The 20061-nt window shown below is 71.4% G+C and carries 17 protein-coding genes; 12 read left to right on the top strand and 5 right to left on the bottom strand.

Annotated elements, in window-relative coordinates:
* The first annotated feature begins 5 nt into the window (after positions 1–5).
* Complete coding sequence (locus NUT86_RS14385) at positions 6–491, top strand: RrF2 family transcriptional regulator (protein WP_109889716.1); 486 nt, start codon at positions 6–8, stop codon at positions 489–491.
* Positions 491–1300 (top strand): arylamine N-acetyltransferase family protein, encoded by an 810-nt coding sequence (locus tag NUT86_RS14380; protein WP_274735560.1) that lies wholly within the window; start codon positions 491–493, stop codon positions 1298–1300. The genes NUT86_RS14385 and NUT86_RS14380 overlap by 1 nt, the downstream gene beginning before the upstream one ends.
* Positions 1301–1340: 40 nt before the next feature.
* On the opposite strand, the gene NUT86_RS14375 is transcribed toward NUT86_RS14380, so the two are convergent.
* Positions 1341–1616: a hypothetical protein gene (locus NUT86_RS14375; RefSeq protein WP_229838196.1), complete on the bottom strand. Its 276-nt coding sequence runs from the start codon at positions 1614–1616 to the stop codon at positions 1341–1343.
* Between the two features lie 117 nt (positions 1617–1733).
* Between NUT86_RS14375 and holA the strand changes: the two genes are divergently transcribed.
* Positions 1734–2717 carry a DNA polymerase III subunit delta gene (holA, locus tag NUT86_RS14370; RefSeq protein ID WP_018088221.1) on the top strand — a complete coding sequence of 328 codons (984 nt, stop codon included), beginning with the start codon at positions 1734–1736 and terminating at the stop codon, positions 2715–2717.
* Positions 2718–3053: 336 nt separating this feature from the next.
* On the opposite strand, the gene NUT86_RS14365 is transcribed toward holA, so the two are convergent.
* Together NUT86_RS14365 and rpsT are read right to left on the bottom strand one after the other, a co-directional pair.
* On the bottom strand, positions 3054–3944 hold the full coding sequence (locus tag NUT86_RS14365) for a hypothetical protein (protein ID WP_266442252.1): 891 nt from the start codon (positions 3942–3944) through the stop codon (positions 3054–3056).
* An 805-nt stretch (positions 3945–4749) separates the two neighbouring features.
* A complete protein-coding gene (gene rpsT, locus NUT86_RS14360; RefSeq protein WP_018088219.1) occupies positions 4750–5016 on the bottom strand; it encodes a 30S ribosomal protein S20 in 267 nt (88 codons plus the stop codon).
* A 398-nt stretch (positions 5017–5414) separates the two neighbouring features.
* Between rpsT and lepA the strand changes: the two genes are divergently transcribed.
* The 5 genes from lepA (at position 5415) to NUT86_RS14335 (ending at position 13865) form a co-directional block, all read left to right on the top strand.
* Entirely contained in the window at positions 5415–7286 is a 1872-nt protein-coding gene (gene lepA / locus NUT86_RS14355; protein ID WP_159488280.1) for a translation elongation factor 4, read from the top strand.
* A gap of 319 nt (positions 7287–7605) precedes the next feature.
* Positions 7606–9495 (top strand): AMP-dependent synthetase/ligase, encoded by a 1890-nt coding sequence (locus NUT86_RS14350; protein WP_018088217.1) that lies wholly within the window; start codon positions 7606–7608, stop codon positions 9493–9495.
* Between the two features lie 287 nt (positions 9496–9782).
* Complete coding sequence (locus NUT86_RS14345; protein WP_274735553.1) at positions 9783–11903, top strand: ATP-binding SpoIIE family protein phosphatase; 2121 nt, start codon at positions 9783–9785, stop codon at positions 11901–11903.
* Positions 11904–11955: 52 nt separating this feature from the next.
* Positions 11956–13188, top strand: a complete 1233-nt coding sequence (gene hemW, locus NUT86_RS14340) for a radical SAM family heme chaperone HemW (RefSeq protein WP_266442264.1) — start codon at positions 11956–11958, stop codon at positions 13186–13188.
* A 98-nt stretch (positions 13189–13286) separates the two neighbouring features.
* Positions 13287–13865, top strand: a complete 579-nt coding sequence (locus NUT86_RS14335; RefSeq protein WP_159488284.1) for a Uma2 family endonuclease — start codon at positions 13287–13289, stop codon at positions 13863–13865.
* Here NUT86_RS14335 and NUT86_RS14330 read toward each other — a convergent pair.
* Both NUT86_RS14330 and NUT86_RS14325 read right to left on the bottom strand, forming a co-directional pair.
* Positions 13843–14676: a DUF3097 domain-containing protein gene (locus NUT86_RS14330; protein ID WP_274735550.1), complete on the bottom strand. Its 834-nt coding sequence runs from the start codon at positions 14674–14676 to the stop codon at positions 13843–13845. The two genes, NUT86_RS14335 and NUT86_RS14330, sit on opposite strands and share 23 nt — an antisense overlap.
* Before the next feature lie 41 nt (positions 14677–14717).
* Complete coding sequence (locus tag NUT86_RS14325) at positions 14718–15452, bottom strand: MBL fold metallo-hydrolase (protein ID WP_026169387.1); 735 nt, start codon at positions 15450–15452, stop codon at positions 14718–14720.
* A gap of 194 nt (positions 15453–15646) precedes the next feature.
* On the opposite strand from NUT86_RS14325, the gene hrcA reads away from it, so the two are divergent.
* The 4 genes from hrcA (at position 15647) to NUT86_RS14305 (ending at position 19725) form a co-directional block, all read left to right on the top strand.
* Complete coding sequence (hrcA, locus tag NUT86_RS14320) at positions 15647–16663, top strand: heat-inducible transcriptional repressor HrcA (RefSeq protein ID WP_018088211.1); 1017 nt, start codon at positions 15647–15649, stop codon at positions 16661–16663.
* A complete protein-coding gene (gene dnaJ, locus NUT86_RS14315) occupies positions 16664–17800 on the top strand; it encodes a molecular chaperone DnaJ (RefSeq protein WP_018088210.1) in 1137 nt (378 codons plus the stop codon).
* Positions 17801–17896: 96 nt separating this feature from the next.
* Positions 17897–18985, top strand: coding sequence for a nitronate monooxygenase (locus tag NUT86_RS14310; RefSeq protein ID WP_159488287.1), 1089 nt, complete (start codon positions 17897–17899; stop codon positions 18983–18985).
* Positions 18982–19725: a 16S rRNA (uracil(1498)-N(3))-methyltransferase gene (locus NUT86_RS14305; protein WP_018088208.1), complete on the top strand. Its 744-nt coding sequence runs from the start codon at positions 18982–18984 to the stop codon at positions 19723–19725. Before NUT86_RS14310 ends, NUT86_RS14305 begins: the two co-directional genes overlap by 4 nt.
* Positions 19726–20061 lie beyond the last annotated feature (336 nt).

The raw sequence follows: 20061 nt of genomic DNA, 5'->3' as shown, positions 1-20061 counted from the left end.
AGATTATGAGGATGAGTGAGGGCGTCGAGTGGGGCCTGCACTGCTGTGTGACGCTGGCCTGGCTCGAAGGGGACGGACCCGTGTCCACCGCTCGGCTGGCGGCTTCCTTCGAGTTGCCCGCGGCCTACCTGAACAAGCGGCTGCAGGCGCTGGTGCGGGCCGGGATTCTGAGCTCCACCCCCGGCGCGCGGGGTGGCTTCCAGTTGGCGCGGCCGCCGGAGCGGATCACCCTCATGGATGTCGTTGCGGCGATCGAGGGCACCGACGATGTATTCCGGTGTACCGAGATCCGTCGGAAAGGGGCCGGCGCGGTGGCGTCCGGCAGGGAGTTCGGCCGGCCGTGTGGCATCTCCACGGCGATGCGCAAGGCCGAGCTGGCCTGGCGGCGTGAGCTGGCCGCACAGACCCTTGCCGAGGTGATGGCCGGTACGCCCGCCTCGGCGGCGGAACGGACCCGCCGCTGGTTCGCTGCGGAGAGGACGCACACCTGATGGACACCGCTGCCACTGACGCCTATCTGGACCGGATCGGCGCCGGCCGTCCCGACTCCCCCGATGCCGACGCGCTGCGTGCACTGCACCTCAGTCATCTGCGCACCGTGCCCTTCGAGAACCTCTCCATCCACCTCGGTGAGGAGATCGTGCTCGAGGAGCAGCCGGTGCTCGACAAGATCGTCGGTGCCCGGCGCGGTGGCTTCTGCTACGAGCTCAACGGCGCGTTCGCCATGCTGCTGGGCGCGCTCGGCTATGAGGTCGAGCTGTTGTCCGCCCGGGTGTTCGGCGCCGAGGGGAGGCTCGGGATTCCGTATGACCACCTCGCGCTGCGCGTGCAGACACCGGACGGGCCGTGGCTTGCGGACGTCGGCTTCGGCAGGCACAGCCACCTCCCGCTGCGCTGGGACAGCCGCGCCGAGCAGACCGATCCCGGCGGGGTGTTCCGGATCGAGGAGACCGAGACGGGCGATCTCGATGTCCTGAGGGACGGCTCCCCGCAGTACCGCCTGGAGCAACGCCCGCGTGCGTACGCGGACTTCGAGGTCGGCTGCTGGTGGAACCAGACCTCGCCCACGTCGCACTTCACCCAGTCCCTGGTGTGCTCACGGCTGACGGAGAACGGTCGCATCACGCTCTCCGGCCGCACGCTCGTGACCACCGCAGTGGACGGCGCACGCGAGGAACGCCAGGTAGGTGCGGACGAGGTCCTCGCCGCCTACCGGGAGCACTTCGGGATCGCGCTGGACCGGGAGCCCGTGGTGGGCGAGGTGCCGCCGCCCGCTGTAGGAGCCAAGGGGCGTCCGTAGCCTCGTCATCCGCACGTAGGGCGGGGCGCGCGGCCTGTCGTTACTCGGCCTCGCGCCAGCCCTCGTACTCCGCCGCGAGGTCGTGCAGCCGCGCGGGATCGTGAGCGGCGTCCGGGTCCTCGACGACGACCAGCCACTGTGCGTCCTCGGCGTCGTCCTCACCGGCCAGCGCGTCCCGTACGAGCTGGGGCTCCTCGGTGACACCGAAGCGTTCGGTCAGGGCTTCGGCCACCTCTTCCGCCGCGTCGCGGTCGGGCAGCACCAGGACGTGGCGCACATGTCGTACATCGGGGTGGTGTGGGGCAGCATCATTCACCGGGCCATTGTCCGACAGACCGGGCCATTGTCCGACAGCGGGAGGACGGTCCTGTCCGGCAGGGGCCGGAGAGCGTCCGGGCCGGGTTGTCAGTGGCACGTGGGATGCTGGACCGCGATGGCCAGGAAGACAGCTCACGATGACCCGCTCGCCCCCGTCACGATCGCGGTGGGCCAGGAAGACCTGCTGCTGGACCGCGCGGTGCAGCAGGTGGTGGCGGCTGCCCGGGCGGCCGATGCGGACACCGATGTGCGCGACCTCACCCCCGACCAGCTGCAGCCCGGCACCCTCGCCGAGCTGACCAGCCCCTCGCTCTTCGCCGAGCGCAAGGTCGTCGTGGTGCGGGCCGCCCAGGATCTGTCCGCGGACACCATCAAGGACGTCAAGGCGTATCTCGGCTCGCCCGCCGAGGAGATCACGCTGGTGCTGCTGCACGCCGGCGGCGCCAAGGGGAAGGGCCTGCTGGACGCCGCCCGTAAGGCCGGGGCGCGGGAAGTGGCCTGTCCCAAGATGACCAAGCCCGCCGACCGGCTGGGCTTCGTACGGGGCGAGTTCCGTGCGACGGGGCGGTCGGCGACGCCCGAGGCCTGCCAGTCGCTGGTCGATGCGATCGGCAGCGATCTGCGTGAGCTGGCATCGGCCTGTGCACAGCTGGCCGCCGACGTCGAGGGAACGATCGACGAGGCCGTCGTCGCCCGCTACTACACGGGCCGGGCCGAGGCATCGAGCTTCACCGTCGCGGACCGGGCCGTCGAGGGCCGGGCCGCCGAGGCGCTGGAGGCACTGCGCTGGTCGCTCGCCACCGGCGTCGCTCCCGTCATGATCACCAGCGCGCTGGCCCAAGGTGTCCGCGCCATCGGCAAGCTGGCCTCCGCCCCGCGCGGCGCCCGTCCCGGCGACCTCGCCCGCGACCTGGGCATGCCGCCCTGGAAGATCGACCGGGTACGGCAGCAGATGCGCGGCTGGTCGGCGGACGGGGTGGCTACGGCGCTGCGCGCGGTGGCGGCGGCCGATGCGGGAGTGAAGGGCGGCGGTGACGATCCCGCGTACGCCCTGGAGAAGGCCGTCGTGGCGATCGCCCGGGCGGCCCGGTCGCGGTGAAGCGGCAGCCGCGGGCGGCGGTCGCCTTCGGCCCGTCGCGGTGGACGCGGCGGCAGCCGTCTGTCCCGTCATGCTGAGGTAGCGGCTACGCGTCCAGTACCTGCGCGCAGTGGCTGTGGGCCCCGTCCGGCGAAGCGGATCCCCGGTACGGCGACCTCCCCTGCCCCGTGTCCACCGCCCCGTGTTCCGCCGCCCCACGTCCCGCCGCCCGACGTCCGCCGCCCCGCGCGATCCACCCTCACCGAGCCCGCGAACTCCTACCGAGCCCGCGAGCCCGTCACCAAGACGGCGAGTCCCTCAGCGGGACCGTGACCCCTCACCGAGCCCGCGAGCCCCTCACCGGGACCGTGAGTTCTGCAGCCGCTTGAGCGTCTCCGTGGCGCTGGTCTTCAGCATCGTCGCGACCTCGTCGGCGGTCGGCGGCTTGGTGGAGCTGCGGCTCGACGCATAGCTCGACCATGTCGACTGGTATGTCATCCAGCCGTCCCGGACGCCGAGGATCACATACGACCCGGAGTTCGTGCTGCCGTCGTCCTTGCGGGTCACCAGAAAGGCCTCGTCGCCGAGGCCCGGCACGGCCTCGACCCGGTAGCCGACGGAGGCGTCCTGCTTCTCGTAGGAGCGGTAGCCGTCGGCGAACTCGGGCGCGGGGTCGGTCTTCTTGTGCAGCGTGGCGGTGTTGTAGAGCCAGGTCGAGGAGTAGTCCGAGCTGCTTGCGTTCTCCTTCTCCAGCGAGACGTTGCACCACATGGTGTCCAGCGAGGCCTGTTGGGCGCCGCTGTGCTGCGGGTTGGTGTTCTTGGAAGCCGTGCCGGTGTTGGCCTTGGTCTTGAAGTCGGCGTTCTCGAACGGAGTCATCGAGGTCTCCGCACACAGATCACTGGTGTAGCCGTAGCCCGCGAGGTCGGGGCTCGGCTCGGAGGAGAAGCCGCCGGTGGCGAACAACACGGAGCCCCAGATCGCGGACGCGGCGACGGCCCCGCCGATCGCCCAGAGCCAGCCGGACATACCGCGGCCCGCCCCGTCAGGAGCGCCGGGCGCCCCTAGGGGTGCGGCAGGCACGCCGGATGCGGGATAGCCGTATCCGCCGGCCGGCCCCTGCGGCGGAGCCTGGTGTGCGTAGGGATTCTGCTGCGCGGGCACCGGATTCTGTGGCGCGGGAACCTGGCCGTAGGGATGGGGCTGCGGCTGGTTGTACGGATTGTTCTGATCCCCCGATATGGACATGGCCGCAGCGTAGCGGAACTGGCCGAAAGCGAACCCGGCCCGGTGCTCCGAATTCCCTCTACGGTGAGCAGATCGCGCCTCTTGTTACGGGGTTTTCCTTGCGGGCTTTATTGTGAATTGTGCTGTGGGATTTGTTGCTGATGCCCTTGTTGCTGTGGTTTTGCTACGGGGCTCGGCTTCCGGGCATCTGCTGAGCGGCATTTGTGGTGAGGGGGCTGTCGAGAGGCCCTTGTTGTGGTGGCTTTGAGACAGGGCTGTCGTTGTGGGGCCGTTGTTACCCCAGGCAAACGCCACCGGCGAAAGCCCACCCGGCGAAAGCCCACCCGGCGGAAGCCCGCTCCCGGCGGAAGCCCGCTCCCGGCGGAAGCCCGCTCCCGGCGGAAGCCCGCCCCCGACGAAAGCCCGCCCCCGACGAAAGCCCGCCCGCCCAAAGCCCACCCAGCGAAAGCTCACCCGCCCAAAGCCCACCCGCCAAACAACCGACAAAAGCCGGCAGCGTCCTGATGCCCCCCCGCTGCGACAGCTGCCCCCCACCACGACAAAAGGCCCCGCCTCACCCCTGGGGAAGGGGAAAGGCGGGGCCTTCGTATCAAGCTCTTGCGGCTTCGTCGGCGGTGGTGACCGCCGGGTGAGCCGGGTGCGCCGCACCCGCGTGGCGAACGCAGGCCGTGTGCGGCGCGGTGGTGCACCGGTCAGGGAGCGGAGAGAGGGGCCGCTGGGTCCCTGTCGGCAGGGTTACTGCTCGGGTATTGCGGGGGACGGAGATCAGGCCTGGACAGGCCGGGAACCTTCGTCCGTCGGAAGGTCAGCCCTTGAGGGACGCGACCTTCTTCGCCAGCGCCGACTTCTTGTTGGCGGCGGCGTTCTTGTGGATGACACCCTTGCTGACGGCCTTGTCGAGCGTCTTGGCAGCGGCGGCCTGGGCGGTGGTGGCCTTCTGCAGGTCACCGGCCTCGACGGCCTCGCGGGTGCGACGGATCGCGGTCTTCAGAGTGGACTTGACAGCCTTGTTGCGCTGACGAGCCTTCTCGTTGGTCTTGATCCGCTTCATCTGGGACTTGATGTTCGCCACGAAAGAGCCTTTTCAGGTTCGTTGGAGTTTCGAGTGGCGCCTCGTACGAGAGAGGGCACGAAGCGCAGTGGACCAGGCTACCAGCAGGGTCTACGGCCTCCCAAACCGGACCGGACCCACCACCTGACCGCCGCCGCGGCGGCCTGGCGCCGCCCGTCGCCCGCCGCCCGTCGCCCTGCCCGTTCCCACTCCCCGAGCCCCTCAGCCCCCGACTCCGAGCCCACGCGTCCCCGCCCCCGACCCCTCCACCCCCCGCCCCGCATACCTCCCGGACCGTGTGGTGCTGACCGTGGCCGACGACGCCGCCCAAACCGGACCGGGCCCCTCGCTCATGGGACGATGGGGGAGACGTCACATACCCGAGTCCCGCCTACCCGCGTTCACTGAATGGACCCTGCGTGCCCGCGACCCCTACGAACGTGCCGGAGCCGAGCCGTACCGATCCGGCCCTCCTCCGTAACTTCTGCATCATCGCGCACATCGACCACGGCAAGTCGACGCTCGCCGACCGGATGCTCCAGCTCACCGGTGTCGTCGACCAGCGGCAGATGCGCGCGCAGTACCTCGACCGCATGGACATCGAGCGCGAGCGTGGCATCACGATCAAGTCTCAGGCGGTCCGGCTGCCCTGGGACCCCTCCGAGGGTGAAGAGGGAAGTGGCACGACCCACATCCTCAACATGATCGACACCCCGGGCCACGTCGACTTCACCTACGAGGTCTCCCGCTCGCTCGCCGCGTGCGAGGGCTGCATCCTCCTCGTCGACGCCGCCCAGGGCATCGAGGCCCAGACCCTCGCCAACCTGTACCTGGCGATGGAGCACGACCTCACGATCATTCCCGTCCTCAACAAGATCGACCTGCCGGCCGCGCAGCCCGAGAAGTTCGCCGCCGAGCTGGCCAATCTGGTCGGCTGCGAGCCCGAGGACGTGCTGAGGGTCTCCGCCAAGACCGGCGTCGGCGTGGCCGAGCTGCTGGACAAGGTCGTCCGCGAGGTGCCGGCCCCGGTCGGCGTCAAGGACGCCCCCGCCCGCGCGATGATCTTCGACTCGGTCTACGACGCCTACCGCGGTGTCGTGACCTACGTGAAGGTCGTCGACGGCACGCTCAGCAAGCGCGAGCGCATCAGGATGATGTCGACCGGCGCCGCGCACGAGCTGCTGGAAATCGGCACGAACTCCCCGGAGATGAAGGCCGCCGACGGTCTGTCCGTCGGTGAGGTCGGCTATCTGATCACCGGTGTGAAGGACGTCCGGCAGTCCAAGGTGGGTGACACGATCACCCAGCTCAGCAAGGGGGCCCAGGAGCCGCTCGGCGGCTACAAGGACCCCAAGCCGATGGTGTTCTCGGGCCTGTACCCCCTGGACGGCTCGGACTACCCGGAGCTGCGTGACGCGCTGGACAAGCTGCAGCTCAACGACGCCGCGCTGGTCTACGAACCGGAGACCTCCGCAGCCCTGGGCTTCGGCTTCCGCGTCGGCTTCCTGGGTCTGCTGCACCTGGAGGTCATCCGCGAGCGCCTGGAGCGCGAGTTCGGCCTCGATCTGATCGCCACCGCGCCGAACGTGGTCTACCGCGTCGACATGGAGGACGGGGCCGAGCACGAGGTCACCAACCCGAGCGAGTTCCCGACGGGCAAGATCGACAAGGTGCACGAGCCGGTCGTCCGGGCCACGATCCTGGCGCCCAGCGAGTTCATCGGCGCGATCATGGAGCTGTGCCAGAACCGCCGCGGCAACCTCCTCGGCATGGACTACCTCTCCGAGGACCGCGTCGAGATCCGCTACACGCTGCCGCTCGCCGAGGTCGTCTTCGACTTCTTCGACCAGCTCAAGTCCAAGACCCGCGGCTATGCCTCGCTGGACTACGAGCCCACCGGTGAGCAGGTGGCCGACCTGGTGAAGGTCGACATCCTGCTGCACGGTGACAAGGTCGACGCGTTCTCCGCGATCTGCCACAAGGACAAGGCGTACGCATACGGCGTGCGGCTGGTGGCCAAGCTGCGGGAGCTGATCCCCCGGCAGAGCTTCGAGGTGCCGATCCAGGCCGCCATCGGCAGCCGGGTCATCGCCCGTGAGACGGTCCGCGCCATCCGCAAGGACGTCCTCGCCAAGTGCTACGGCGGTGACATCTCCCGTAAGCGGAAGCTGCTGGAGAAGCAGAAGGAAGGCAAGAAGCGGATGAAGATGGTCGGCAGCGTGGAGGTCCCGCAGGAGGCCTTCATCGCGGTGCTGTCCTCGGACTCCGACGGTGACGCGAAGAAGAAGTAGCGCGTAGCCGGTGACGGTGGCGACAGGGCGCCGGTCCCCAGGGGCCGGCGCCCTGTCGGCTTCCCGGCCGCGCATCGGGATGAATGCGCCGCACGGCGCCGGGGGTGGCGTGATCCGGCCCGCCGGGTGTGGTCTGGTGTGGAGGAGCGGCGCGGCGCACTATCGGGCATTGTGTGTGCTACGTACACCTATCGCACTGGTCACATCGTGAACCAGTAGGTCGCAGCCCCTTACGCGTCGGCGCATCGCGCTCTAGTCTGATCACTGCTCAAAGGTTACTCGCGAGTCACCAGCAACGAAGCGGGCCCCGGAGGACGCCGTGACGGACACCCACACGCTGATCGAAAACCGGCCGCCTTCGGTGGCACACCTCTTCCTGGAGCGGGTCGCGGCCACGCCCGATATCGAGGCCTATCGCTATCCGGTCCCGCCTTCGACGGGGAAGGGCCCGGACGACTGGAAGGCGATCAGCTGGTCCCAGGCCGCGGAGCGGGTCTACGCCGTGGCCGCCGGGCTCATCGCGCTCGGCGTACACCCCGAGGAGCGGGTGGCGCTGGCCGCCAACACCCGCGTCGAGTGGATCCTCGCCGACCTCGGCGTGCTCTGCTCCGGCGCCGCCACCACCACGGTCTACCCCAGCACCAACGCCGAGGAGACCGCCTACATCCTGGCCGACTCCGGCAGCCGGGTGCTGATCGCGGAGGACGCCGGACAGCTCGCCAAGGCCCGCGCGCAGCGCGCTGAGCTGCCCGAGCTGGCGCATGTCGTCGTCATCGACGAGGCGGGCGCGGAGCCCGCCGAGGGCGATCCGGAGGGCTGGGTGCTCACCCTCGCCGAGCTGGAGAAGCGCGGCACCGCCTATCTGGAGGAGCACCCGGAGTGCGTCAAGGAGCGGGTCGCCGCGCTGCGCGCCGACCAGCTGGCCACGCTCATCTACACCTCCGGTACCACCGGCCGCCCCAAGGGCGTCCGGCTGCCGCACGACTGCTGGTCGTACATGGCCCGCGCGATTCAGTCGACGGGCCTGGTGCATGAGGACGATGTGCAGTACCTCTGGCTGCCGCTGGCCCATGTCTTCGGCAAGGTGCTCACCGCCGGGCAGATCGCCACCGGCCAGGTGATCGCCGTGGACGGCCGGGTCGACAAGATCATCGAGAATCTGCCGGTCGTCCGCCCCACGTACATGGCGGCCGTCCCGCGGATCTTCGAGAAGGTCTACAACGGGGTCGCGGCCAAGGCCCGGGCGGGCGGCGCCGCCCGGTACAAGATCTTCCAGTGGGCGGCCGAGGTGGCCCGCGAGTACGCCAAGGTCTCGCAGGACAACTTCCGCCGCACCGGCAGCGCCTCGGTGCCGTTCGCGCTCGGCGTCAAGCACAAGGTCGCCGACACCGTCGTCTACACCAAGCTGCGGGAGGCGTTCGGCGGCCGGCTGCGCGCCGCGGTCTCCGGCTCGGCCGCGCTCTCGCCGGAGATCGGCTACTTCTTCTCCGGCGCCGGTATCCACATCCTGGAGGGCTACGGCCTCACGGAGTCCAGCGCCGCCAGCTTCGTCAACCCCGGCGAGGCCTACCGCACCGGAACGGTCGGCAAGCCGCTGCCCGGCACCGAGGTGCGGATCGCCGACGACGGCGAGATCCTGCTGCGCGGCCCCGGCATCATGCAGGGCTACCACGGCCTGCCCGACAAGACCGCCGAGGTCCTGGAGGAGGACGGCTGGTTCCACACCGGCGACATCGGCGAGCTCTCCCCGGACGGCTATCTGCGGATCACCGACCGCAAGAAGGACCTGATCAAGACCTCGGGCGGCAAGTACATCGCACCGGCCGAGGTGGAGGGCCAGTTCAAGGCGGTCTGTCCGTTCGTCTCCAATGTGCTGGTGCACGGCGCCAACCGGAACTTCTGCACCGCGCTGATCGCCCTCGACGAGCCGACGATCCTGACCTGGGCCAAGGAGCACGGCCTGGGCGGCAAGAGCTACGCCGAGGTCGTCGCCACCGACCAGGCCCGGGAGCTGATCGACGGCTATGTCGAGCGGGTCAACGAGGGGCTGCAGCGCTGGCAGCAGATCCGCAAGTTCCGGCTGCTGCCGCGTGACCTGGACATCGAGCACGGCGAGGTGACCCCCAGCCTCAAGATCAAGCGGCCCGTGGTGGAGCGGACGTTCAAGGATCTGCTCGACGAGATGTACGCGGGGGCGCGCGAGGCGTAGCCGTACGGCACGGCGGTGCGGGGCGGGCCCGGTCGGCCCCGCCCCGTACCGCCGCGCCCGTACGGGTGAGATGCGGCTGCCGCGGGAACCACCGCGGCAGCCCGTAGACCGTCCCTGCCGGTTCCCCGGGCCCGTCCTTCCCGCGTCGGCCAACTCCCTCGGCGCGTCAGCCGAATTGGTGTCTGCGGCCACCCACTTCTGTGACTCAGTGCTTATGTCTGCGCTCGTTCTGTCACTCTGTCGTTGGCGCATCCGGCGCTGTAGCGGAGCTGCTCGGGAGTTGCTCAATGAGGACGACCACTTCGTCTCCACGGGACGACGACGTCACGGCGGCGCGCACGACGAGGGCGGACGGGTTCCCCGGCGGACCCGCGGCCGGACCTGCCGACGGTCCCGCCGTCCGTTCCCGTCGGGCCAGCCTGCCCGGTGATCCGCAGGCCGCTGCCGCCGCCCGGCGCTTCGTCCGGGCCACCTTCGCCGACTGGGCCGGCCGGCAGCTGACCGGCGCGGAGGGCCTGACCGACCGGCTCGCGGACGAAGCGGAGCTGCTGGTCAGCGAGTTGGTCACGAACGCGGTCGTGCACGCGGGCACCACCGTCGAACTCCGCTGCCGGCTGGATCCGGAGGCCGGGCGGGACGGCGGCGGGGCGGAGCCGTACCGGGGCCGCAACGGGGAGCCGTACGAGGCGCCGCACCGGGAAGCGGCGGCTGCCCCGGGAGCCGGCGCCGACGGCGCATCCGGTCCCGGCATCGTCATCGAGGTCTCCGACCACCACCCCACCCAGCCGGTCCGCGCCCGTGCGGAGAGCGCCGCCTCGGAGAACGGCGGGCACGGGCTCCAGCTGATCAGCGCGGTCGCCGAATCCTGGGGCGTCACCTACCGCCGGGCCATGAAGACCGTGTGGTTCCGGCTGCCCGTGGGGGGCGCGGACGGCGCCGGGTGGCCCGAGCCGGAGTTCACCCTCGACCACCAGCTGCTGCAGTGCGAGCTGCGGGCCGCCGAGCTCCTCGCCCCGGCGCCGCGCCGGGCCGCCCGGCCGGAACCCGGCACCGGCCGGATCGACAACGGCGCCCTCTCCTTCCTCGCCGAGGCCTCCGATCTGCTCTCCGCCCAGCTCGACGCCGACCAAGTCGCCGCGCTCGCCGCCCAGTTGATCGTGCCCCGGCTCGCCGAATGGTGCGCGGTGTGGCTGTACGACGGCGACAGCGGCGCACCCGGCCGGGGGATCGCCCAGGCCGGCGACGAGCAGCGGCTCGCCGGCGTCTGGCACACCAGCGAGAGCCGGATCGACGCGCTGCGCACCGCGCTGGAGAAGCAGCCGCCGGAACTCCCGGGCGGTGGCGCGTCCGGCAGCGCGCCGGGCGTCGTTCCCTGGCCCTGGCCGTACGAACCGGGCGGCTACGGCCCCGGCGGCGCCGCACTGGCCTGCCCCCTGGTCGCCGGCGGCCGGCGGCTCGGCACCCTGCTGCTCGGCCGGGGCGGACTGCCGCACTTCCCCGACGAGGCGGTCGGGCTGATCGAGGACCTGTGCCGCCGGGTCGCCCGCGCGGTCGCCACCGCCCGCGCCTACAGCCGCCAGGAGCGCATCAGCCAGGTCCTGCAGCGCCGGCTGCTGCCCCGGGGGCGGGCGCAGGTGCCCGGCGTGGAGTCGGCGGTGGTCTACGAGCCGCGCGAGGGCGCCTGGGCGGGCGGCGACTTCTGGGACCTCTTCGACGCCGGGGACGGCCGCTGGTGCTTCGCGCTCGGCGATGTCTGCGGCAGCGGCCCCGAGGCGGCCGCGGTGACCGGGCTGGCCCGGCCGGTGCTGCGGCTGCTGGCCCGCGACGGCTTCGGTGTCGCGGCGGTGCTCGACCGGCTCAACAAGACCATGGCGCGCGAGGCCGCGGACTCGGTCGCGGCGGTCGCGGCGGCGGTCGCGGCGGCCGGTGCCGGGGCGGAGGCACCGGTCGAGATCCGCGAGGAGGGCGAACAGGCCCGCTTCCTGTCCCTGCTCTACGGCGAGATCGTCCCCTACCCCGGCGGCTCCGGCGGCGCCCGCTGCACCCTCGCCAGCGCCGGCCACCCGCTGCCGCTGGTCCTGGGCACGGACGGCGCGGTCCGGGTCGTGGCGGCGCCGCAGATGCTGCTGGGGGTGGTCGAGGACGCCGCGTACGTCAGCGAATCGTTCGACCTCTGCCCGGGGGAAACGCTTCTGTGCGTCACCGACGGGGTGACCGAGCGGCGCTCGGGGCGGCGGCTCTTCGACGACGAGGACGGACTGGCCACCGCCCTCGCCGCGGGCGCCGGCCTGGGCGCCACCGCCCTCGCGGACCACATCCGCAGCACCGTCCACGCCTTCGGCCCCACCCCGCCCGACGACGACCTGGCCCTGCTGGTCCTCCAGGCGTCGGGGCCCGGGGTGTCCTGAGGCACAGCGGCACCGGACCGGCACCGCCCCGCCATGACGGACAATGGTTCCCATGCCTTCCGCACTGCCTGATGGTGAGCCGATGCCCGAGGACGGGGCGCTGCCCGGTCATACGCCGGCCGATGCCGCCGGACGCCCCCTCGGCTTCTATCTGCATGTGCCCTACTGCGCGACCCGCTGCGGCTACTGCGACTTCAACACCTACACCGCGAGCGAGCTGCGCGGTTCCGGCGGCGCACTGGCCTCGCGGGACAACTACGCCGACACCGTCGTGGAGGAGATCCGGCTCGCCCGCAAGGTGCTGGGCGACGACCCGCGCCCGGTCGAGACGGTCTTCGTCGGCGGCGGCACCCCGACCCTGCTGCCCGCCGCCGACCTCGGCAAGATGCTGGCCGCGATCCGCGAGGAATTCGGCCTCGCGCCGGGCGCGGAGATCACCACCGAGGCCAACCCGGAGTCCGTCGACCCCCGCTACCTCGACGAGCTGCTGGCGGGCGGCTTCAACCGCGTCTCCTTCGGCATGCAGAGCGCCCGGCAGCACGTCCTGAAGATCCTCGACCGTACGCACACCCCGGGCCGCCCCGAGGCCTGTGTTGCCGAGGCCCGCGCGGCCGGCTTCGAGCACGTCAACCTCGATCTGATCTACGGCACCCCGGGCGAGACCGACGACGACTGGCGCGCCTCCCTCGACGCCGTGGTCGGCGCCGGCCCCGACCATGTCTCCGCCTACGCCCTGATCGTCGAGGAGGGCACCCAGCTGGCCCGCCGGATCCGCCGCGGCGAGGTCCCGATGACCGACGACGACGTCCACGCCGACCGCTACCTCATCGCCGACGAACGCCTCGCCGCGGCAGGTTTCACCTGGTACGAGGTCTCCAACTGGGCCACCACCGACGCCGCCCGCTGCCGCCACAACGAGCTCTACTGGACCGGCGCCGACTGGTGGGGCGCCGGCCCCGGCGCCCACAGCCACGTCGGCGGCGTCCGCTGGTGGAACGTCAAGCACCCCGGCGCCTACGCCCAGGCCCTCGGCGAGGGCCGCTCCCCGGGCGCCGGCCGGGAGATCCTGTCGGACGAGGACCGCCGGGTCGAACGCATCCTCCTGGAGCTGCGGCTGGCCGACGGCTGCCCGCTGGACATCCTCGCCCCGGCGGGGGCGCGGGCGGCGTCCCGCGCGCTGGCCGACGGGCTGCTGGAGCCCGGTCCGTACGAGGCGGGCCGCGCCGTCCTGACCCTCCGCGGACGGCTGCTGGCGGACGCGGTGGTGCGGGATCTGGTGGACTGATCACTCGGCTGAGGGATCTCACCCCGAGACCCTGCCCACCGGCCCACGCCGTCCCTAGGCTGCAGGCAGTACCCCGGCAGGCAAGGACAGTTGGGCGGTTGGCCGCAGCGCACGATCAGCACATCGAGGAGTACTTCGCGGCGTTCGAGCCGCCAGAGGGTTTCCGGGCGGAGCTCCTGCGCCGGGAGATTCTGCTGAGCAGCGGGACGGATATCGTCCACAACAGGATCGTCAGCGAGGTGACGGGCCAGATTCCGCGCGACGGCCGGCACAGGTTCGCGACGCTGCACCTCTCGCTTCCGGGGGAGCTCAGCAAGCCACAGCCCGACCTCGTGGTGCTGGAGCGCGGAAGGGGCGAGGGTTCCGGATGGCTCGTACCCGCTTCGGACGTGACGCTGTTGCTCGAGGTGGTTTCCCTGCGCAGCGCCGACCGCGACTACGGCCTGAAGCGCTCCATCTATGCCGCCGGGAGCGTCCCCGCGTATTTGATCATCGACCCGTATGACGCCCGCTGCGTACTGCTGACGGAACCGGACGGCGCGGGAGAGGACGCCGACTACGAGGTGCAGCGCACCGTCCCGTTCGGTGTTCCCCTCCGCATCGACGCCCTCGGCACCACGCTGGAGACCTCGCGGTTCGGCACTCTTCCTGCCGTCACCCGCCACCGCCGGCCGTGACGAAGTCGATCAGCTCCTCCACCCGTCCCAGCAGCGCCGGCTCCAGGTCCTTGTACGAGCGCACACAGGACAGGATCCGCTGCCAGGCGGCCCCCGTGTTCTCCGGCCAGCCCAGCGCCCGGCACACCCCCGTCTTCCAGTCCTGCCCGTGCGGGACGGACGGCCAGGCCGCGATGCCGACCGAGGACGGCTTCACCGCCTCCCAGACATCGATGTAGGGGTGGCCCACCACCAGCGCATGGTCCCCGGTCACCTCGGCCGCGATACGGGACTCCTTCGAGCCGGGCACGAGATGGTCGACGAGGACGCCGAGGCGGGCGTCCGGGCCGGGCGAGAAGCCGCGGACGATCGCGGGCAGGTCGTCGATGCCCTCCAGGTACTCCACGACGACGCCCTCGATGCGCAGGTCGTCGCCCCACACCCGCTCCACCAGCTCGGCGTCGTGCCGGCCTTCCACATAGATGCGCCCGGCGCGGGCGACCCGTGCGCGGGCGCCGGGCACGGCGAGTGATCCCGATGCCGTACGCGCCGGAGCGGTGGCCGCCGGCCTGTCCTGGGGGCGTACGAGCGTGACCACCTTGCCCTCCAGGAGGAAGCCACGCGGCTCCATGGGAAAGACGCGGTGCTTGCCGAAGCGGTCCTCAAGGGTGACCGTCGGGCCCTGCGCCGTCTTCTCGCAGCGGATCACGGCGCCGCAGAAGCCCGAGGTGACCTCCTCGACGACCAGATCGGGCTCGGCGGGCACCTCGGGTGCGGGCCGCTGCTTCTTCCAGGGCGGGGTGAGGTCAGGGCTGTAGCGCTTGCTCTGCATGGGGGCCTGTCCGTGATTGAGCGGGCGGTGGTCAGGAGTGGTCAGGAGGGGGCGACGCCGAAGCGGGCGGCGAGGGCGTCCCGTTGGGCGCGGACGAAGGAGGCGTCCACCACAGCGCCGTGGCCGGGTACATACCGTGCGTCCTCGCCGCCGAGGGACAGCAGCCGGTCCAGTGCGCCGGGCCACCGCTGCGGCAGCGCGTCCGGGCCCGCCTGGGGTTCGCCGGACTCCTCGACCAGATCGCCGCAGAAGACGATCTCCGGGGACCCGCCCCGGCCCGGTACCAGGACCGCCAGATCGTGGGCCGTGTGACCGGGGCCGACGTTGGCGAGCAGCACCTGCCGGTCGCCGAGCTCCACGGTCAGCTGGTCGTGGACGTGGTGGTGCGGGGCGACCAGCAGATCGGCGGCCTCGGCGGCGGCGTCCCGGCCGACGCCGTGCCGCATCGCGTCGTGCCGCAGTCCGTCCTTGCCGCGGCGCAGCAGCTCGCCCAGCCCGGCCGCGCCGAAGACCTCGACGCCGGCGAAGGCGGCGGTGCCCAGCACATGATCGAAATGCGGGTGGGTGAGCGCGACATGCGTCACTTCGCGGCCCAGCACGCCGCGGATCGCGCGCCGCAGATCCGCGCCGTCGCGCAGGGTCGCGCCGGTGTCGACGATCATGACGCCGGTGGTCCCCGCGATCACCCCGATCGTCTCGTCCCACCTCGGCATACGGCGTCTGGCGACACCGTCACCGAGCTGTTCCCAACCGGCCTCTTCCCAAGCAGTGTGCATACCGAGACGCTAGCGCCATCGCGATAGCGTTGCCCGACAGATCGACCGAACACGGTCATCGGGCGGGTGCCGTGCGCGGCTGCCCTTGCCGTGTGCGTGCTACTCGGCCGTACACTGGCTCCGGGTCTGGCACTCGGCCCGTGTGAGTGCCAGGAGAGTCGAGACGGCGGACGGCCGGACTGGAGGTGCGCGGGATGCTCAGTGAACGCAGGCTCGAAGTGCTGCGCGCCATCGTCCAGGACTATGTGGGGACGGAGGAGCCGGTCGGCTCCAAGGCCCTCACCGAACGCCATCAGCTCGGTGTCTCCCCGGCCACCGTCCGCAACGACATGGCGGTCCTGGAGGACGAGGGCTTCATCGCCCAGCCGCACACGAGTGCCGGGCGGATCCCGACCGACAAGGGCTACCGCCTGTTCGTCGACAAGCTGGCCGGTGTGAAGCCGCTGTCCAGCCCGGAGCGGCGGGCGATCCAGAATTTCCTGGACGGCGCCGTCGACCTCGACGACGTGGTGGGCCGCACGGTCCGGCTGCTGGCGCAGCTGACCCGGCAGGTCGCGGTCGTGCAGTACCCGTCCCTGACCCGGTCCACGGTCCGGCACGTCGAGCTGCTGGCGCTGGCCCCGGCCCGGCTGATGCTGGTGCTGATCACGGACACCGGGCGGGTCGAGCAGCGGCTCATCGACTGCCAGGCACCGTTCGGCGAGACCTCGCTGGCGGATCTGCGGGCCCGGCTCAACAGCCGGGTCGTGGGGCGCCGGTTCGCGGATGTGCCGCAGTTGGTGCAGGATCTCCCGGAGTCCTTCGAGCAGGACGACCGCGGCACGGTCTCGACAGTGCTGTCGGTGTTGCTGGAGACTTTGGTGGAGGAAACCGAAGAGCGGCTGATGATCGGCGGTACCGCCAATCTCACGCGATTCGGGCACGATTTCCCGCTGACCATCCGGCCGGTGCTGGAGGCCCTTGAGGAGCATGTGGTGATGCTCAAGCTGCTCGGCGAGGCCAAGGACTCGGGCATGACCGTACGTATCGGGCATGAGAATGCCCATGAAGGCCTGGCGTCCACATCGGTCGTCACGGTCGGCTACGGTTCGGGCGACGAGGCAGTCGCCAAACTCGGCGTGGTCGGACCGACCCGCATGGACTACCCCGGAACGATGGGAGCGGTACGCGCAGTGGCACGTTACGTCGGACAAATCCTCGCGGAGTCGTAAGTGGCCACGGATTACTACTCGGTCCTCGGCATCGGCCGTGACGCCTCGCAGGACCAGATCAAGAAGGCCTTCCGTCGGCTGGCGCGCGAGCTGCACCCGGATGTGAACCCGGATCCCAAGACCCAGGAGCGGTTCAAGGAGATCAACGCCGCTTACGAGGTCCTCTCGGATCCGCAGAAGAAGCAGGTCTACGACCTCGGCGGCGACCCCCTCTCGCAGGCGGGCGGCGGCCAGGGCGCGGGCGGCTTCGGCGCGGGCTTCGGAAACTTCTCCGACATCATGGACGCGTTCTTCGGCACCGCGTCGCAGCGCGGGCCGCGCTCGCGCACCCGCCGTGGCCAGGACGCCATGATCCGGCTCGATGTCGAGCTGAACGAAGCGGCCTTCGGCACCACCAAGGACATCCAGGTCGACACCGCCGTCGTCTGTACGACGTGCAGCGGTGAGGGCGCGGCGCCGGGCACCTCGGCGCAGACCTGTGACATGTGCCGCGGCCGCGGTGAGGTCTCGCAGGTCACCCGGTCGTTCCTGGGCCAGGTCATGACCTCGCGGCCCTGCCCGCAGTGCCAGGGCTTCGGCACGGTCGTCCCGACGCCGTGCCACGAGTGCGCGGGCGACGGACGTATCCGCTCCCGCCGCACGCTGACCGTCAAGATCCCGGCCGGTGTCGACAACGGCACCCGCATCCAGCTCGCGGGCGAGGGCGAGGTCGGCCCCGGCGGCGGCCCCGCCGGCGATCTCTACGTGGAGATCCACGAGCTGCCGCACGCGGTCTTCCAGCGGCGCGGCGACGATCTGCACTGCACGGTCACCATCCCGATGACAGCGGCGGCGCTGGGCACGAAGTGCCCGCTGGAGACGCTGGACGGGGTGGAGGAGATCGATGTCCGGCCCGGTACCCAGTCCGGCCAGTCGATCCCGCTGCACCAGCGCGGTGTGACCCATCTGCGCGGCGGTGGCCGCGGCGACCTCATCGTCCATGTCGAGGTGCAGACGCCCTCCAAGCTCGACCCCGAGCAGGAGGAGGTGCTGCGGCGGCTGGCGAAGCTCCGCGGTGAGGAGCGGCCCACGGGGCAGTTCCAGCCGGGGCAGCAGGGGTTGTTCTCGCGTCTGAAGGATGCGTTCAACGGGCGATAGCCCAGGTCGGCCCGGGGTCCGCGGAGATTCCGCGGACCCGTGCGGCAGCCGCCTCCCCGGTTCGGGGCGAGGGGGTGGGCGTGACACGATGTGCTCATGCCCACTGCACTGACCGATCTCTGCCGCTACCCGATCGTGCAGGCCCCGATGGCGGGAGGCGGCTCCGGACCCGAGCTGGCCGCCGCTGTCTGCGGCGCCGGCGGTCTCGGCTTCCTCGCCGCCGGCTACAAAACCGCCGACGGCATGTACCAGGAGATCAAACAGCTGCGGTCGCTGACCGACCGGCCCTTCGGCGTCAACCTCTTCATGCCGCAGCCCTCGCTGGCCGACGGCTCCGTCGTCGAGGTCTACCGCGAACAGCTCGCCGGCGAGGTCACCTGGTACGAGACCGATCTCGGCGACACCGACGGGCCCATCGACGACGGCTACGAGGCCAAGCTCGCGATACTGCGGGAGGACCCGGTGCCGGTGGTGTCCTTCACCTTCGGCTGTCCCTCGCGCGCCGTCCTGGACGCGTTCGCCAAGGTCGGTACGTACACCGTCGTCACGGTCACCACCGCTGCCGAGGCACAGGCCGCGCAGTGGTCGGGCGCGGACGCGGTGTGTGTGCAGGGCGTGGAGGCCGGCGGCCACCAGGGCACCCACCGGGACGATCCGCACGCGGACGGGACCGGCGCGGGGCTGGGGCTGCTGGCGGCGCTCGGCCAGGTCCGGGAGGCCGTGCAGATTCCGATGATCGCCGCGGGCGGGCTGATGCGCGGGACGCAGATCGCGGCGGTGCTGGCCGCCGGGGCGAGCATGGCGCAGCTGGGCACCGCCTTCCTCGCCACCCCCGAGTCGGGCGCCAACCCGCTGCACAAGCAGGCCCTGACCAACCCCCTGTTCACGCATACGGAGTTGACCCGGGCGTTCTCCGGGCGGCCGGCCCGCGGGCTGGTGAACCGCTTCATGCGCGAGCACGGCCCGTACGCACCGGCCGCCTACCCGGCCGTCCACTACCTCACCTCCACCGTGCGCAAGGCCGCGGCCAAGGCAGGCGACGCCCAGGGCATGAACCTGTGGGCGGGGCAGGGACACCGGCTGGCGCGGGAGCTGCCCGCCCGGCAGCTGGTGGAGGTGCTGGCGGCCGAACTGGACGCGGCACGCGCCGCGTTGAACTTCCCCGCCACCGGAAGCGCCTCATGACCGCGCCGGTCTTCCTCGTCGAGTCCCTCGCGGGTGTACGGGCCGGCGGCACGCTGACCCTGGACGGCCCCGAGGGCCGGCACGCGGTCTCGGTGCGCCGGCTGCGGGCCGGCGAGGAGGTCGTCCTGACGGACGGGCACGGCACCGGCGCGTACGGCACCGTCGCCGCCGTCGAGGGCAAGGACCGGCTCACCGTCGCGGTCACGGAGCTGCGCACCGAGGACCCGCCCCGCCCCACGATCACCGTCGTCCAGGCGCTCCCCAAGGGCGACCGCGGCGAGCTGGCCGTCGAGACGATGACCGAGACCGGGGTGGACGCCATCGTGCCCTGGCCCGCGGCGCGTTGCGTCACCCAGTGGAAGGGCGAGCGGGCCGCCAAGGCGCTGGGCAAATGGCGCGCCACCGCCCGCGAGGCGGGCAAGCAGTCGCGCCGGCTGACCTTCCCCGAGGTCGCGGACCCGCTGACGACCAAGCAGGTGGCCGCGCTGCTCGCCGACGCCGACTTCGCGGCCGTCCTCCACGAGGAGGGCAGCACGCCGCTCGCCACCGCCGAACTCCCCGCCGAGGGCCGGATCGTGCTGGTCGTCGGCCCGGAAGGCGGTGTCTCCCCGGAGGAGCTCACCACCTTCGCCGAGGCCGGCGCCAAGCCGTACCGCCTGGGGACGACCGTCCTGCGCACCTCCACGGCAGGCACCGCGGCCACCGCGCTGCTGCTGGGGCGCACGGGGCGTTGGAGCTGAGCGGGTCCGCTGCGCTTTGCCTTCGGGCCCACGTTTTTGGCTTTGCCGCCGTGGGGGTTGCTCGGCGTTTGTGGCCCGCTGCGCGGTGCGCCCGCCGTGCGCTGCGCTTTGCCTTCGGTCCGCGTTGTTGGCTTTCTCGCCGTTGCGCCTGGCGGCGGGCCGGTCCGCTGCGCGGGGCTGTTGGGGTGCGGTGACGGGCCTCCGGGGTAGGGGTGTGGGACTGCTTCGCTTTACGTCCCACACCCCTACCCCTCCGGCCCGTCACCTCCCGTTGGGGGGTGGGAAAACCTTGGTGGGGGTGGTCGTCGGTGGTCCGCTGGGCCTTGCGGGGGCGCG

The sequence above is a fragment of the Streptomyces sp. G7(2002) genome, from assembly GCF_028870195.1.
Lineage (GTDB): Bacteria > Actinomycetota > Actinomycetes > Streptomycetales > Streptomycetaceae > Streptomyces > Streptomyces nigrescens.
This window is presented reverse-complemented; position numbering and strand designations above follow the sequence as displayed.

What these genes read in the sequence shown, in the direction of transcription:
- NUT86_RS14385 (WP_109889716.1), top strand. Translation starts at nt 6, where the DNA reads ATGAGGATGAGTGAGGGCGTCGAGTGGGGCCTGCACTGCTGTGTGACG.
- NUT86_RS14380 (WP_274735560.1), top strand. Translation starts at nt 491, where the DNA reads ATGGACACCGCTGCCACTGACGCCTATCTGGACCGGATCGGCGCCGGC.
- holA (WP_018088221.1), top strand. Translation starts at nt 1,734, where the DNA reads ATGGCCAGGAAGACAGCTCACGATGACCCGCTCGCCCCCGTCACGATC.
- NUT86_RS14365 (WP_266442252.1), bottom strand. Translation starts at nt 3,944, where the DNA reads ATGTCCATATCGGGGGATCAGAACAATCCGTACAACCAGCCGCAGCCC.
- NUT86_RS14345 (WP_274735553.1), top strand. Translation starts at nt 9,783, where the DNA reads ATGAGGACGACCACTTCGTCTCCACGGGACGACGACGTCACGGCGGCG.
- hemW (WP_266442264.1), top strand. Translation starts at nt 11,956, where the DNA reads ATGCCTTCCGCACTGCCTGATGGTGAGCCGATGCCCGAGGACGGGGCG.
- NUT86_RS14330 (WP_274735550.1), bottom strand. Translation starts at nt 14,676, where the DNA reads ATGCAGAGCAAGCGCTACAGCCCTGACCTCACCCCGCCCTGGAAGAAG.
- NUT86_RS14325 (WP_026169387.1), bottom strand. Translation starts at nt 15,452, where the DNA reads ATGCACACTGCTTGGGAAGAGGCCGGTTGGGAACAGCTCGGTGACGGT.
- hrcA (WP_018088211.1), top strand. Translation starts at nt 15,647, where the DNA reads ATGCTCAGTGAACGCAGGCTCGAAGTGCTGCGCGCCATCGTCCAGGAC.
- NUT86_RS14310 (WP_159488287.1), top strand. Translation starts at nt 17,897, where the DNA reads ATGCCCACTGCACTGACCGATCTCTGCCGCTACCCGATCGTGCAGGCC.
- NUT86_RS14305 (WP_018088208.1), top strand. Translation starts at nt 18,982, where the DNA reads ATGACCGCGCCGGTCTTCCTCGTCGAGTCCCTCGCGGGTGTACGGGCC.